The organism is Caloramator mitchellensis (assembly GCF_001440545.1).
GTDB lineage: Bacteria > Bacillota > Clostridia > Clostridiales > Caloramatoraceae > Caloramator > Caloramator mitchellensis.
Genome location: NZ_LKHP01000004.1, coordinates 222,391 through 236,768, shown reverse-complemented (window position 1 = coordinate 236,768; position 14,378 = coordinate 222,391). Strand labels below are relative to the sequence as shown.

Sequence of the window (14,378 nt, the reverse complement as noted above, 5' to 3'; positions counted from 1 at the left end):
AGTATTGAAGGTAGGCGACGAAGTAGAAATCGTAGGATTACAAGATGAAAAGAAGAAGACAGTAGTAACTGGTGTAGAAATGTTCAGAAAGATACTTGACATGGCAGAAGCAGGAGACAACATAGGAGCACTATTAAGAGGTGTAACAAGAGAAGAAATCGAAAGAGGTCAAGTTCTTGCAAAGCCAGGTTCAGTAAACCCACACAGAAAATTTGAAGGTCAAGTATACGTATTAAAGAAAGAAGAAGGTGGAAGACACACTCCATTCTTTAACGGATACAGACCACAATTCTACTTCAGAACAACAGACGTAACAGGATCAATCAAGTTACCAGATGGAGTAGAAATGTGCATGCCAGGAGACCACATCAACATGGATGTTGAGTTAATCACTCCAATCGCAATGGAAGAAGGATTAAGATTTGCGATTAGAGAAGGTGGAAGAACAGTAGGCGCTGGCGTTGTTGCTAAGATTTTTGAATAATATTTAAAAAGCGGCACATTGTGCCGCTTTTGTATTGCCCTTAATTTCAAGTGTTACTAAAAAAACTGCAAAAAACTAAAATAAAGGAACATCTCTCCCGTTTTATAAGTCATATTAAAGTCTTTTTATTTGTTGGGGAGGAGAGTTAGGATGAAAAAAGTTGTTGCAGTTCTTTTAGTAATATTTTTAATAATTAATTTTTTTAGCCCTACAGTTTTTTCAACATCAAAAAAAACAACCTACTATGATTTATGGTTGAGCAGCAAATATGAACAAACGCTTTACAAAACAAATTCCAGGGTAGTTTATAGTAGGGGTAAGTATAAACTTACCAACTATAACCATGGATATTCTTTTCAATTTCCTAAAGATTTCAATTTTGATATTGCAAAAGATAAGTATTATGTAAGGCTGTTTAATAAAAGCTGTAGAATCGACCTATATCATGAGAATCTGACGAATAAGAACATAAATACATATATCGATGATTTGACAAAATCAATAAGAAAAAATATAATCTTTTCAAGGTATGCTAAGATAAACAACTATAATGTTAGGATTATAGGATATGAAAGAAAAAACAAGTTATTTGAAGGAGATTTGAATTATTATCACTACTACATTATAAATTATAAAAACAAAGTCTTACTTATTCAACTTAAGACAGACCTAAAAAATCTATCTATAAATAAAAAGACAGTAGACCAAATTATTAAAACAATTAATTTTAATGAAAGGAAAAAAGTTAACAATTATAACTTCGATTATAGGACAGTTTCGGGTGAAATTAACTATCTAACAAATGGATATAAATTATCGATTCCTAAAGAAAAATTTGTGTTTGGAACATTTCATGAGCATTCAAGAGATATTGATAAATTAGAAAAAACTTTAGAAACCAGGATAGGGGCTCAAATGTTTTATAAGAACATAAATCAACCTTATGATTCATACACCGAAGAATTAGTGTCAAAGGGTAAAATTCCAATAGTTACTTTTCTTATGAATACTGTTCCTGACTCAAGCGAGAGTTATGTTGAAAAAGTAATTAAAGGAGAATTCGACAATACACTTCTTACTTGGGTTGAAAATGTAAAAAAATTAAATGCACCTGTTCTATTTAGAATTGGAAATGAGATGAATGGCGAATGGACATTTTGGAGTCTCAAATATACTTATAACGACCCAGATTTGTATAAGTTAGCCTTTGCTCACATAGTAAATTTATTTAAGACAAACGGCTGCAACAACGCCTACTTTGTTTGGAATCCAAATAATAAGTCAATTCCAAATTATATCTGGAATGATGCTGTTTTATTCTATCCCGGAAACAAATTTGTAGATATAATAGGCATGACTGCGTATAACTTTGGTAATACCAAATATTCAAAGTTTAGTTATTTTGATGAATTATATTCCGATATGTATAAAACTTACCTTTTAAATTATCCTAATAAACCTATGATGATTGGAGAATTTGCTTCTGTCAGCTCGGGTGGGGACAGACCCCTGTTTATAAAGGATATGTTTGAAAAGATAAAAACTAAATACAAAAACATTAAAATTGTAATTTGGTTTAACAAGAATGATGGGGAATATGATTTTGATTTAATGAATTCAGACTTAAGCATAAAAGCGTTAAAAGAGGGATTAAAACAAGATTGGATAATTAAAGAACCAATACAAAAAAATTAAAATAATTTAAGAAATGTTTTTAATAAAATGCAATAAAATACTTGTCAATTTACAAATAATATTGTAAAATATAAGAGTTGCAAAGTGAAAAGATGCGATGATGCAAGAGGTTGCCGATATTCGGGGAATTCTTGCTGAGTAAGTTCGATCAAGAATCGGGCGACAAAGGTAGTTAAGTTTAGTGTGGACAAAACAATGATACACCCGGATATGTGTGTTTAGCTACCGTTGTCGTGCGTGAAAAAACAAAGCGTGCGATGAAAAGGAGGGTAAGAAAATGGCAAAACAAAAAATCAGAATTAAGCTCAAGGCTTTCGATCATAATCTACTAGATTCATCAGCTCAAAAAATAGTAGAAACAGCAAAGAAAACAGGAGCTTCAGTTTCAGGACCAGTGCCACTACCAACAGAAAAGGATGTTGTAACAATCCTAAGAGCAGTTCATAAGTATAAGGATTCAAGAGAACAGTTTGAAATTAGAACTCACAAGAGACTAATCGACATATTGAATCCAACACAAAAGACTGTAGACGCTCTTATGAGACTTGATTTACCAGCTGGTGTGGATATTGAAATTAAGCTCTAATATTATGAATGCAAAGCATTCCGCTAATATTTAAGGAGGTGCCGAAATGAAGAAAGGAATATTAGGAAGAAAGTTGGGAATGACTCAAATATTCACTGAAGAAGGAAAAGTAATTCCAGTTACAGTGATTCAAGCAGGTCCATGTGTTGTAGTTCAAAAGAAAACAGTTGAAACAGATGGATACGATGCTATACAAGTTGGTTTCGAAGATATAAGAGAAAAGCTTGTAAACAAACCAGAAAAGGGACACTTTGAAAAGGCAAACCTTAAGCCTAAGAGATTTGTTAAGGAATTAAGACTTGAAGATATCAATGGATATGAAGTAGGCTCAGAAATAAAGGCTGATATCTTTGAAGTTGGTGAAAAGGTTGACGTGACAGGAACCTCAAAGGGTAAAGGATATCAAGGTGTTGTGAAGAGATGGAATGCAAATAGAGGACCAATGTCACACGGCTCAAAGTATCACAGAGGCGTAGGTTCAATGGGTGCTTCATCATTCCCATCAAGAACTTTCAAAGGTAAGAAGATGCCAGGACATATGGGAGCAGTAAAGACTACTATTCAAAATCTTGAAATAGTTAAGGTTGACCCAGAAAAGAATGTAATACTTATAAAGGGTGCTGTCCCAGGACCTAAGAAGAGCCTTGTGATTATAAGAGATTCTGTTAAGGCTGTTAAGAAGGCATAACACAAAGGAAAGGAGGATGTAGGATGCCTAAGGTAGATTTATTTAACATGAGTGCTGAAAAGATAGGTGAAATAGAACTTTCAGATGCAGTATTTGGTGCTCCTATAAACAAGGAAGCAATGCATCAAGTAGTTGTTAATATCCTTGCAAATAGAAGACAGGGAACACAATCAGCATTAACAAGAGCGGAAGTTTCCGGTGGTGGAAGAAAGCCTTGGAGACAAAAAGGAACAGGTAGAGCAAGACATGGTTCTATCAGATCGCCACAATGGAGACATGGTGGTATTGTATTTGCTCCAAAGCCAAGAGATTACAGATATACATTACCAAAGAAGTTAAGAAGAGTTGCGTTAAAATCAGCTCTTTCCTCAAAGGTTGCTGAAAATCAGATAATTGTTCTTGATAAGCTTGCTCTTGAAGCTCCAAAGACAAGAATAATTGCAGAAATGCTTAATAAGTTCAATGCTAACAAGACTTTAATAGTTGTTAAGGAATCAGATGAAGCAATCTACAAGTCAGTTAGAAACATTGAAAATGCTCATGTAGTTCCAGTAAACAACTTGAATGTTTACGATATATTAAAGTATGAAAAATTTATTATCACTCAGGAAGCTGCAAAGCTAGTTGAGGAGGTGTATGCATAATGAAGCTAACAAATTACGATATAATAGTAAGACCAGTTATAACTGAAAAGACAATGAATCAAATGGCTTTAAGACAATACACATTCCTCGTTCATCCTGATGCGAATAAGTCAATGATTAAAAGAGCAATTGAAGATATATTCGGTGTTAAAGTTGAAGATGTTAAGACTATCAACTACCAGGGAAAGAAAAAAAGAGTAGGAATGAGCTTTGGAAAAAGACCAGACTACAAAAAAGCTATAATTAAATTAGCAGCAGATAGCAAGGGAATCGAATTCTTCGAAGGATTTGGTGCTTAATTTAAAATAAAAGCTGTTATTGGCTAAATGCCAGATAAGCGAGACGAAGGAGGGAAAAAAATGGGAGTTAAAGTATATAAGCCAACTTCTCCAGGTAGAAGAAACATGTCAGTTCTTGACTTTGCTGAAATAACAAAAAAAGAGCCTGAGAAGTCACTTGTAATAACTTTAAAGAAGAATTCCGGAAGAAATTCATACGGAAGAATAACTGTTCGTCATAGAGGCGGCGGATACAAGATAAAGTATAGAATAATCGACTTTAAGAGAAACAAAGACAATGTTCCAGCAAAGGTAGCAGCAATTGAATACGACCCAAACAGATCAGCATTCATAGCTTTGCTACATTATGTTGATGGAGAAAAGAGATACATTATAGCTCCAAACGATTTAAAGGTTGGAGATACTGTTATGTCAGGCGAAAACGCTGATATAAAGGTAGGTAATGCTCTTCCATTAAGAAATATTCCAGTAGGAACATTTATTCACAATATTGAACTATACCCTGGAAAGGGTGGACAGCTTGTAAGAGCTGCGGGTGGTTCAGCACAGCTTCTTGCAAAGGAAGGAAGCCATGCCCATGTAAGACTACCATCCGGTGAAATAAGACTTGTTAGATTAGACTGCAGAGCAACAGTTGGTATAGTAGGAAACCTAAGTCACGAGCTTGTTAGAATAGGAAAAGCAGGCAGAAAGAGACATATGGGTATAAGACCAACTGTAAGAGGTTCTGTAATGAACCCAGTTGACCATCCACATGGTGGTGGTGAAGGTAGATCACCAATCGGTCATCCAGGACCACTTACTCCATGGGGTAAACCAACTCTTGGATACAAGACAAGAAAGCATAAGAAATACTCAGATAAATTCATTGTTAAGAGAAGAAAATAATTTAAGGGGGCACTTGTATAGGGGGACTCTTATACAAGCTGCTTCCTAAAAATCCTAGAAGGGAGGAAATAAAGTTGGGTAGATCATTAAAAAAAGGACCATTCTGTGACGAACATTTATTAAATAAGATTCTTGAAATGAACAAAGCAGGCGAAAAGAGAGTTATAAAGACTTGGTCAAGAAGATCAACAATTTTCCCACAAATGATTGGACACACAATCGCTGTATATGATGGAAGAAAGCATGTTCCAGTGTATGTGACAGAAGATATGATAGGACATAAGTTAGGTGAATTTGCACCTACAAGAACATTCAAAGGACATGACGACACTGAAAAGTCATCAAAGGTAAGATAATGAAGGGAGGGTGCTTCAATGGAGGCAAAAGTAGCTAAAGCCCATGCAAGATACGTGAGAATATCTCCTAGAAAAGTTCAAGTAGTTCTTGATTTGATAAGAGGAAAGAATGTTGGAGAAGCTTTATCAATACTTAAACTTACACCAAGAGCAGCTGCTCCAATAGTTGAAAAAGTTTTAAAATCAGCTATGGCAAATGCTGAAAACAACCATAACATGGATGTTGCAAAGCTATATGTTGCAGAAACATATGCTAATCAAGGACCAACTTTAAAGAGATATCAGCCACATGCTCAAGGTAGAGCATTTGAAATAAAGAAAAGATCAAGCCACATCACAGTGGTATTAAAGGAAAGAGCGTAACGGAAGGAGGGTCATCGCGTGGGTCAAAAAGTAAATCCACATGGATTAAGAGTAGGTATAATAAAGGACTGGGATGCAAAGTGGTATGCTGATGATAAGCATTTTGCTGACCTATTAATAGAAGATAACAAAATAAGAGAGTTTATAAAGAACAAATACTTCCAGGCTGGAATTTCAAAGGTTGTTATTGAAAGAACAGCAAACAAGGTTAGAGTTAACATACACACAGCAAAGCCAGGTATTGTTATAGGCAAAGGTGGCCAAGGTGTTGAAGAATTAAAGGGTCAAATTGAAAAAATGACTAAGAAGAATATACTTATCAACATCGTTGAAGTTAAGAATCCAGAAGTTGATGCGCAATTAGTTGCTGAAAACATTGCAGCTCAAATTGAAAAGAGAGTTTCATTTAGAAAGGCAATGAAGCAAGCTATATCAAGATCAATGAGATTTGGAATAAAGGGTATCAAGACTGCTGTTTCAGGTAGACTTGGTGGTGCTGAAATGGCAAGAACTGAAGGTTACCATGAAGGAACTATTCCACTTCAAACATTAAGAGCAGATATAGATTACGGTTTTGCAGAAGCTCACACAACTTATGGTAAAATCGGTGTTAAGGTTTGGATATACAAGGGCGAAGTTCTTGCAAAGAAGAAGCCACAAATAACTGAATCAACTGAAGCTGCTAACGAATAATTGCAAAAGGGAAGGAGGAATTGGACATGTTAATGCCAAAGAGAGTTAAGCATCGTAAGGTTCAACGTGGAAGAATGAAGGGTCAGGCAACAAGAGGAAATACTCTTGCTTACGGCGATTTTGGTATTGTAGCTACTGAATCAGGTTGGGTTACAAGCAACCAAATCGAAGCAGCGAGAATTGCAATAAACAGATACATCAAAAGAGGCGGAAAGCTCTGGATAAAGATTTTCCCAGATAAGCCAGTAACTAAGAAGCCAGCTGAAACTCGTATGGGTTCAGGTAAAGGTGCTCCAGAATATTGGGTAGCAGTAGTTAAGCCAGGCAGAATATTATTCGAATTAAGTGGAGTTAACGAAGAAGTAGCAAGAGAAGCTATGAGACTTGCATCACACAAACTTCCTGTTAAATCAAAGTTTGTAACTAAGAGTGACTTTGAGATGGGTGGTGAAGTAAATGAAGGCTAATGAATTAAAGGTAATGCGTGAATCGACACCAGATGAACTATTAAAGAGAATAACAGAATTAAAGGCTGAACTTTTCAATCTAAGATTTCAACATGCAACTGGCCAGCTTGAAAACCCAATGAGAATAAGAGAAGTTAAAAAGACTATAGCTCAGCTCAAAACAATAATGAGAGAGAACGAACTTAAGGCTATGGGAAGATAATGAAGGGAGGTATAGCCTGTGGAAAGAGGACTTAGAAAAGTTAGAATAGGCAAGGTAGTTTCTGATAAAATGGACAAAACTATTGTTGTTGCTGTAGAAAAATTAGTTCGTCACCCTCTTTACGGCAAGACAGTGAAGAGAACAGCTAAGTTTAAGGCACACGATGAAAATAACACAGCTAAAATAGGCGATGTTGTAAAGATAATGGAAACAAGACCTCTAAGCAAAGATAAGAGATGGAGACTTGTTGAAATTGTTGAGAAAGCAAAATAATTTCTCTGAAAGGAGGTTTAACTTATGATTCAGCCACAAACTAGATTAAAAGTTGCTGATAATACAGGTGCTAAGGAACTTATGTGCATAAGAGTTCTTGGTGGTTCAAATAGAAGATATGCAAATATTGGAGATATAATAGTAGCTAGCGTTAAGAGCGCAACACCCGGAGGTGTTGTTAAAAAGGGAGACGTTGTAAAGGCTGTTGTAGTAAGATCTGTTAAGGGTGTTAGAAGAGTAGACGGAACATACATTAGATTTGATGAAAACGCTGCGGTAATCATAAAAGAAGATAAGACTCCAAGAGGAACAAGAATTTTTGGACCTGTAGCAAGAGAGTTAAGAGAAAAAGAATTTACAAAGATTCTTTCACTTGCACCAGAGGTACTATAAAGGGAGGTGGACTAAATGCCTAAGGTTCATGTAAAAAGAGGAGATACAGTTCTTGTAATCTCTGGTAAAGATAAAGGTAAGAAGGGAGAAGTTTTAAAGGTTTTCCCTGATAAGAATAGAGTAATAGTTAAGGATGTAAACATTGTTTCAAAACATGTTAGACCAAACATGGCTAATAGACAAGGCGGAATAATAAAGCAAGAAGCTGCAATCCATGCTTCAAACGTAATGCTTTACTGCACAAAATGCAATAAGCCTACAAGAATAGCGCATAAAATACTTGAAGATGGATCAAAGGTTAGAGTTTGCAAGCATTGCAATGAGACATTCTAAACCTTGAAAGGAGGTTAACTAAATGATTCCAAGACTCAGAGAAAAGTATGAAAACGAAGTAGTTCCAGCTTTGCGTGAAAAGTTTGGATATAAGAGCATAATGGAAGTTCCAAAACTTGAAAAAGTTGTTATAAATATGGGAGTTGGCGATGCTAAAGACAACCCAAAACTATTGGATGCTGCGGTTAATGACTTATCAACAATAGCTGGACAAAAGGCTATTGTAACAAGAGCAAAAAAGTCAGTATCAAACTTCAAGATAAGACAAGGAATGCCAATAGGATGCAAGGTAACTCTAAGAGGAGTAAGAATGTATGAATTTGTTGATAAGTTATTAAACATTGCTCTTCCAAGAGTTAGAGACTTCAAGGGAGTTTCAAATAAGGCATTCGACGGTAGAGGAAATTACTCACTTGGTATAAAGGAACAACTTATTTTCCCTGAAATTGAATATGATAAGGTTGAAAAAGTTAGAGGAATGGATATTATCTTCGTTACAACTGCTAAGACAGATGAAGAGGCTAGAGAATTATTAAGATTACTCGGTATGCCATTCGCTCAGTAAAAAAGGAGGGAACATTGTGGCACGTAAAGCAATGATTGAAAAGTGGAAAAGAGAACCAAAGTTCTCAACAAGAGCTTATACAAGATGCAGAATATGTGGAAGACCACACGCAGTGCTTAGAAAATACGGAATATGCAGAATTTGTTTTAGAGAACTTGCATATAAAGGTGAAATTCCAGGTTGCAAGAAGGCAAGTTGGTAATATATAAGTTGAAAGGAGGCCAGAAACTATGGTTATGACTGACCCAATTGCTGATATGTTAACTCGTATCAGAAATGCAAATATAGTAAGACATGAATACGTTGAAGTTCCAGCCTCAAAAATTAAAAAGAGGATTGCGGAAATATTAGTAGAAGAAGGTTATTTAGCAGCAATGGAAGAATACCAAGATGGTCCAGTTCCAATGCTTAAGCTTACAATGAAATATGGCCAAAATAAAGAAAGAGTAATTTCAGGTTTAAGAAGAATTTCTAAGCCAGGTTTAAGAGTTTATGCTCATAAGGATAATATACCAAAGGTTCTTGGAGGACTTGGTATAGCAATTTTATCAACTTCAAGAGGAATCATAACTGATAAAGTTGCAAGAAAAGAAGGTATCGGTGGAGAAGTTATCTGCTACATCTGGTAATATTAGTGAATAGGAGGTGCAGTCATGTCAAGAATAGGTAGACTTCCTGTAGTTATACCTCAAGGCGTTACAGTTACAGTTGATGAAAACAATTTAGTAACTGTAAAGGGACCAAAGGGAACTTTGACAAAGCAAATGAGCAAGAAAATAAACATAGCTATTGAGGATGGTAAGGTAGTCGTTACAAGACCAAACGATGAAAAAGAAGTTAGATCATTACATGGATTAACAAGAGCGCTTATAAATAACATGATAATTGGTGTTACTCAAGGATTCCAAAAAACACTTGAATTAGTTGGTGTAGGATATAGAGCAGCTAAGCAAGGCAAGAAGCTTGTTTTAAGCGTTGGATATTCACATCCAGTTGAAATAGAGCCAGCAGAAGGAATTGAATTTGATGTTCCTGCTGCAACTCAGGTTATAGTTAAAGGAATTGATAATGCTGTTGTTGGACAAATGGCAGCTAAAGTAAGAAGCGTTAGAGAACCAGAACCATACAAAGGAAAAGGAATTAAATACTCTGATGAAGTTATCAGACGTAAGGAAGGTAAGACTGGTAAGAAGTAATAGAAAGGAGTGAGCTTTGATGTTTAGTAAGCCATCCAGAAACGAACAAAAAGAAAGAAGACATCTAAGAGTTCGTAAAAAGGTATATGGAACAGCTGAGCGTCCAAGATTAAATGTTTATAGAAGCGAAAAGCATATGTATGCGCAAATTATAAATGATGACCTTGGAGTAACTTTAGTTGCTGCTTCAACGCTTGATAAGGAATTAAAGGATAAGATATCAGCAGGCAGCAACAAAGAAGCAGCAAGGGAAGTTGGAAAGCTTATAGCAAAGAGAGCTTTAGAAAAGGGAATTAATCAGGTTGTTTTCGACAGAGGCGGATATATATATCATGGAAGAATACAAGAACTTGCTGAAGGCGCAAGAGAAGCAGGCCTTGACTTCTAAAGGAGAAGGAGGGAAATAGATGAGAATTGATCCAAGCAAAGTTGGACATATAAAGGAAAAGGTTGTTTTCATAAATAGAGTTGCTAAGGTTGTTAAGGGTGGTAGAAACTTTAGATTCAGTGCTCTTGTTGTTGTAGGAAACGAAGACGGATACGTTGGAGTAGGTATAGGTAAGGCTACTGAAGTTCCTGAGGCAATAAGAAAGGCTATAGAAGATGCAAAGAAACAATTAATAAAGGTTTCAAGATATGAAACAACAATACCACATGAAATAGTTGGAGAATATGGTGCAGGTAAGGTATTCTTAATGCCAGCTCCAGAAGGAACAGGTATAATTGCAGGTGGCCCTGTTCGTGCAGTCCTTGAATTAGCAGGTATTAAGGATGTTAGAGCAAAATCACTTGGTTCAAACAACGCAAGAAATATGGTTAATGCTACAATGGATGCATTAAGCAAGCTAAAGACAGCTGAAGAAATTGCAAGATTAAGAGGCAAGAGCGTAGAAGAGATTTTAGGTTAGGAGGGGAAGACCGTGGGTAAGCTCAAAATAACTCTTGTGAGAAGCACAATCGGCAGAAAGCCTGACCATAAAGCTACAGTAAGAGCCCTCGGCTTAACAAAGATTGGCAAGTATGTTGAACATGAAGATACTCCTCAAATAAGAGGTATGGTGAATAAAGTTAAATATATGCTAAAGGTTGAAGAAGTTTAATACGAGGGAGGTGCCGAAAATGAAGCTACATGAATTAAGACCAGCTCCCGGAGCTAAGAAGGAGCCTAAGAGAGTAGGTAGAGGAACAGCTACAGGTCAAGGAAAGACTGCTGGAAAAGGACAAAAAGGTCAAAAGTCAAGAACAGGCGGTGGAGTAAGACCAGGTTTCGAAGGTGGTCAAATGCCATTGCATAGAAGACTTCCAAAAAGAGGCTTCACAAATATATTTGCAAAAGAATATGCAGAAGTTAATATAGAAGCTTTAAATAGATTCGAAGACGGAACAGTTGTAACTCCAGAATTATTGCTTGAAACAAGAATAATAAATAAAGTGTATGATGGAGTTAAGGTTTTAGGAAACGGAGAATTAAAGAAGGCTCTAACAGTTAAAGCACACAAGTTTAGTGCATCAGCTACTCAAAAGATTGAAGCTGCCGGAGGCAAGATAGAGGTGATCTAATATGGTAAAAACCTTACGTAATGCTTTAAATATTCCGGACTTAAGAAAAAGACTACTTGCTTTGATATTGCTCTTAATGGTATACAGGGCGGGAGTTTTCATTCCCGTGCCTGGAATCGACATTAATCAGTTAAAAAGCATGGTGGATCAAGGTTTATTATTTGGATTCCTGGACATAATATCAGGTGGTGCTTTTAAAGAATTCAGTATATTTGCTTTGGGTATAGTTCCATATATAAACTCATCAATTATATTTAGCTTGCTAGTAATTGCTATTCCACAGCTTGAAGAACTTTCAAAACAAGGTGAAGAAGGAAGAAAGAAGATTGCTGAATATACAAGATATGGAACAGTAATCTTTGCGTTAATTCAATCCTTTAGTATTGCACTTTATTTAAGAAATAATGGAGCATTATTGGATAGCTCATGGGGACAGATACTCCTTATCATGATTACGCTTACTGCAGGCACTACATTTATAATGTGGCTAGGTGAAAAAATAACTGAATATGGTATAGGGAATGGTTCTTCAATGATAATTTTTGCAGGTATACTTGCAAGAATTCCATCAATGGGCTATGCGTTGTGGATAGCAGTAAAGGGTGGAACTGCAAATTATATTGAGATAATACTTTTCCTAGTCTTTGCACTGCTTGTTATTGCAGGTGTTGTGGCAATGGACTTAGGAGAAAGAAGAATACCTGTTCAATATGCCCAAAGAAAAGTTGGTATGAGAACTTACGGAGGACAAAGCACACATATTCCAATAAACGTAAATTCAGCAGGTGTTATTGCGATAATATTTGCTATATCAGTTGTTCAATTCCCACAAATTATTACTCAATTAGCATTACAACCAACTCATCCCATCTATGTATTGTTTAACTCAGGAGCTTTAAGTTCAAGAGGGTGGGTATATCCAATAGTTTATATCTTCTTGATAATATTCTTTACTTGGTTCTATACGTCAGTAACCTTTAAACCAGACGAAGTTGCTCAGAACTTACAAAAAAGTGGAGGGTTTATTCCTGGTTTAAGACCTGGAAAGCCAACTGAAGAATATTTAACAAGAATAATAAACAGAATGACGCTAATTGGAGGTCTATTTGCTTCAGTCGTAGCTGTATTGCCTGTTGTACTTTCAAGATTCCCTGCGTTTGGAAACTTACAGTTCGGGGGAACTGCTCTTCTAATCGTAGTTGGAGTTGCTCTTGAAATAAATAAACAATTAAAGGCACAGCTATCAATGAGGCATTATGAGGGATTTTTAAAATAATTTTTTGGAGGAATTTAGATGAGGATAATTTTGCTTGGACCACCTGGTGCTGGTAAGGGGACTCAAGCAAAAAAAATAATAAATGAGTTTAATATACCGCATATTTCAACGGGGGATATATTTAGAAAAAATATATCTGAAAGAACGGAGATTGGAGTTAGGGCAAAAGCTTTTATTGACAATGGGCAGTTAGTTCCTGATGATATTACAATTGATATTTGTCTTGAACGATTAACCTATAAAGACTGTGAAAATGGATTCTTATTGGATGGTTTTCCAAGGACTGTTCCTCAAGCTGATGCCCTGCAGGAATTCTTAAGCAAAAGGGAATTAAGTCTTGATGCGGCGATAAATATTGTAGTTCCTGAAGATGTCTTGAAAAGAAGGTTATCAGGTCGAAGAGTCTGCGTACACTGTGGAGCAAGTTTCAATATTGAAACAAATCCACCAAAGCTGGAAGGCAAATGTGACTTCTGTAGTTCTGATTTAATACAGAGAAGTGATGATTCACTTGAAACTGTAAATGAACGATTAGAGGTCTACAAAAGGCAGACTCAACCTATAATAGATTATTATTCAAACAAAGGATTACTAAAGAATATCGACGGTTATCAAGATATAGCAAAGGTATTTGAAGATATATGTAAAACGTTAGGGAGAGACCCCAAATGATTTATTTAAAATCAGATAATGAAATACAAATCATGAGAAAATCTGGAAGGATAGTGGCAGAATTATTAGAACTTCTAGAACATCATGTAAGGCCTGGAGTTACAACAAAAGAGCTAGATAGTATTGCTGAAGATTTTATAATAAAATACGGGGCCCGTCCATCATTTAAAGGTTATTACGGGTTCCCTGGAACCCTTTGCACCTCGGTAAATGAGCAAGTAGTTCATGGTATACCAAGCGACAGGGTTTTAGAAGAAGGAGACATAATAAGCATTGATTGCGGAGTTTTATATCAAGGTTTTCACGGTGATGCTGCTAGAACTTTTGCAGTAGGAAAAATTTCAGAAGAAGCAAAAAAGCTCATAGAAGTTACAAAACAAAGCTTTTTTGAAGGACTCAAGTTTGCAACAGTTGGAAACAGAATTGGAGATATATCCAATGCCATCCAAAGGTATGCAGAATCCTACGGATTCTCTGTGGTTAGGGATTATGTAGGACACGGCATAGGCAAACAAATTCATGAGGAACCATCCGTTCCAAATTTCGGTAAGGCTGGCAGGGGTCCTAAGCTGTCAAAAGGAATGGTGATAGCTATTGAGCCTATGATTAACCTAGGAACATATGCCGTTACTGAACTTAATGATGGCTGGACGGTTGTGACTCTTGATAACAGATTGTCTGCTCATTATGAAAATACTGTTGCTATACTTGAAAATGGACCTGAAATTTTGACAATAATTTAATA

26 protein-coding genes are annotated in these 14,378 nt (G+C 36.0%); all 26 read left to right on the top strand.

Annotated elements, in window-relative coordinates; all coding sequences use genetic code 11:
• A partial coding sequence (locus tag ABG79_RS05425; protein WP_242859311.1) for an EF-Tu C-terminal domain-related protein occupies positions 1-484 on the top strand: 484 nt, incomplete at its 5' end.
• Positions 485-634: 150 nt separating this feature from the next.
• A complete protein-coding gene (locus tag ABG79_RS05420; RefSeq protein ID WP_057977923.1) occupies positions 635-2,179 on the top strand; it encodes a glycoside hydrolase family 26 protein in 1,545 nt (514 codons plus the stop codon).
• A gap of 277 nt (positions 2,180-2,456) precedes the next feature.
• Positions 2,457-2,765 (top strand): 30S ribosomal protein S10, encoded by a 309-nt coding sequence (gene rpsJ / locus ABG79_RS05415; protein ID WP_057977921.1) that lies wholly within the window; start codon positions 2,457-2,459, stop codon positions 2,763-2,765.
• Between the two features lie 46 nt (positions 2,766-2,811).
• Positions 2,812-3,453 (top strand): 50S ribosomal protein L3, encoded by a 642-nt coding sequence (rplC, locus tag ABG79_RS05410; RefSeq protein WP_057977920.1) that lies wholly within the window; start codon positions 2,812-2,814, stop codon positions 3,451-3,453.
• A 23-nt stretch (positions 3,454-3,476) separates the two neighbouring features.
• Positions 3,477-4,097, top strand: a complete 621-nt coding sequence (gene rplD, locus ABG79_RS05405) for a 50S ribosomal protein L4 (protein WP_057977918.1) — start codon at positions 3,477-3,479, stop codon at positions 4,095-4,097.
• On the top strand, positions 4,097-4,396 hold the full coding sequence (rplW, locus tag ABG79_RS05400) for a 50S ribosomal protein L23 (RefSeq protein ID WP_057977916.1): 300 nt from the start codon (positions 4,097-4,099) through the stop codon (positions 4,394-4,396). Before rplD ends, rplW begins: the two co-directional genes overlap by 1 nt.
• Before the next feature lie 60 nt (positions 4,397-4,456).
• Positions 4,457-5,284, top strand: a complete 828-nt coding sequence (gene rplB, locus ABG79_RS05395; protein WP_057977914.1) for a 50S ribosomal protein L2 — start codon at positions 4,457-4,459, stop codon at positions 5,282-5,284.
• Positions 5,285-5,358: 74 nt separating this feature from the next.
• Positions 5,359-5,640, top strand: a complete 282-nt coding sequence (gene rpsS / locus ABG79_RS05390; protein ID WP_057977912.1) for a 30S ribosomal protein S19 — start codon at positions 5,359-5,361, stop codon at positions 5,638-5,640.
• An 18-nt stretch (positions 5,641-5,658) separates the two neighbouring features.
• Positions 5,659-6,003 carry a 50S ribosomal protein L22 gene (gene rplV, locus ABG79_RS05385; RefSeq protein WP_057977910.1) on the top strand — a complete coding sequence of 115 codons (345 nt, stop codon included), beginning with the start codon at positions 5,659-5,661 and terminating at the stop codon, positions 6,001-6,003.
• An 18-nt stretch (positions 6,004-6,021) separates the two neighbouring features.
• On the top strand, positions 6,022-6,696 hold the full coding sequence (gene rpsC / locus ABG79_RS05380) for a 30S ribosomal protein S3 (RefSeq protein WP_057977908.1): 675 nt from the start codon (positions 6,022-6,024) through the stop codon (positions 6,694-6,696).
• Positions 6,697-6,722: 26 nt separating this feature from the next.
• Positions 6,723-7,163, top strand: coding sequence for a 50S ribosomal protein L16 (gene rplP, locus ABG79_RS05375; RefSeq protein WP_057977906.1), 441 nt, complete (start codon positions 6,723-6,725; stop codon positions 7,161-7,163).
• Positions 7,153-7,365, top strand: coding sequence for a 50S ribosomal protein L29 (rpmC, locus tag ABG79_RS05370; RefSeq protein ID WP_057977904.1), 213 nt, complete (start codon positions 7,153-7,155; stop codon positions 7,363-7,365). Before rplP ends, rpmC begins: the two co-directional genes overlap by 11 nt.
• An 18-nt stretch (positions 7,366-7,383) precedes the next feature.
• Complete coding sequence (gene rpsQ, locus ABG79_RS05365) at positions 7,384-7,638, top strand: 30S ribosomal protein S17 (protein WP_057977902.1); 255 nt, start codon at positions 7,384-7,386, stop codon at positions 7,636-7,638.
• Between the two features lie 24 nt (positions 7,639-7,662).
• The gene (gene rplN, locus ABG79_RS05360; protein ID WP_057977900.1) at positions 7,663-8,031 is read left to right on the top strand and encodes a 50S ribosomal protein L14; all 369 of its coding nucleotides are present in this window, start codon (positions 7,663-7,665) and stop codon (positions 8,029-8,031) included.
• Positions 8,032-8,046: 15 nt separating this feature from the next.
• A complete protein-coding gene (gene rplX, locus ABG79_RS05355; RefSeq protein WP_057977897.1) occupies positions 8,047-8,364 on the top strand; it encodes a 50S ribosomal protein L24 in 318 nt (105 codons plus the stop codon).
• 22 nt (positions 8,365-8,386) lie between these two features.
• Positions 8,387-8,929 carry a 50S ribosomal protein L5 gene (gene rplE, locus ABG79_RS05350; RefSeq protein WP_057977896.1) on the top strand — a complete coding sequence of 181 codons (543 nt, stop codon included), beginning with the start codon at positions 8,387-8,389 and terminating at the stop codon, positions 8,927-8,929.
• A gap of 16 nt (positions 8,930-8,945) precedes the next feature.
• Entirely contained in the window at positions 8,946-9,131 is a 186-nt protein-coding gene (locus ABG79_RS05345) for a type Z 30S ribosomal protein S14 (protein ID WP_057977894.1), read from the top strand.
• 28 nt (positions 9,132-9,159) lie between these two features.
• Positions 9,160-9,558, top strand: a complete 399-nt coding sequence (gene rpsH / locus ABG79_RS05340) for a 30S ribosomal protein S8 (RefSeq protein ID WP_057977892.1) — start codon at positions 9,160-9,162, stop codon at positions 9,556-9,558.
• Positions 9,559-9,582: 24 nt separating this feature from the next.
• The gene (gene rplF / locus ABG79_RS05335; RefSeq protein ID WP_057977891.1) at positions 9,583-10,125 is read left to right on the top strand and encodes a 50S ribosomal protein L6; all 543 of its coding nucleotides are present in this window, start codon (positions 9,583-9,585) and stop codon (positions 10,123-10,125) included.
• A 19-nt stretch (positions 10,126-10,144) separates the two neighbouring features.
• The gene (gene rplR, locus ABG79_RS05330; RefSeq protein ID WP_057977889.1) at positions 10,145-10,513 is read left to right on the top strand and encodes a 50S ribosomal protein L18; all 369 of its coding nucleotides are present in this window, start codon (positions 10,145-10,147) and stop codon (positions 10,511-10,513) included.
• Between the two features lie 19 nt (positions 10,514-10,532).
• Positions 10,533-11,033: a 30S ribosomal protein S5 gene (gene rpsE, locus ABG79_RS05325; protein WP_057977886.1), complete on the top strand. Its 501-nt coding sequence runs from the start codon at positions 10,533-10,535 to the stop codon at positions 11,031-11,033.
• A gap of 12 nt (positions 11,034-11,045) precedes the next feature.
• Positions 11,046-11,225 carry a 50S ribosomal protein L30 gene (gene rpmD, locus ABG79_RS05320; RefSeq protein WP_057977884.1) on the top strand — a complete coding sequence of 60 codons (180 nt, stop codon included), beginning with the start codon at positions 11,046-11,048 and terminating at the stop codon, positions 11,223-11,225.
• 19 nt (positions 11,226-11,244) lie between these two features.
• Positions 11,245-11,685: a 50S ribosomal protein L15 gene (gene rplO, locus ABG79_RS05315; protein WP_057977882.1), complete on the top strand. Its 441-nt coding sequence runs from the start codon at positions 11,245-11,247 to the stop codon at positions 11,683-11,685.
• Position 11,686: 1 nt separating this feature from the next.
• Entirely contained in the window at positions 11,687-12,961 is a 1,275-nt protein-coding gene (secY, locus tag ABG79_RS05310) for a preprotein translocase subunit SecY (RefSeq protein WP_057977880.1), read from the top strand.
• Between the two features lie 18 nt (positions 12,962-12,979).
• Positions 12,980-13,633, top strand: coding sequence for an adenylate kinase (locus ABG79_RS05305; protein WP_057977878.1), 654 nt, complete (start codon positions 12,980-12,982; stop codon positions 13,631-13,633).
• Entirely contained in the window at positions 13,630-14,376 is a 747-nt protein-coding gene (gene map / locus ABG79_RS05300; protein WP_057977877.1) for a type I methionyl aminopeptidase, read from the top strand. The genes ABG79_RS05305 and map overlap by 4 nt, the downstream gene beginning before the upstream one ends.
• Positions 14,377-14,378 lie beyond the last annotated feature (2 nt).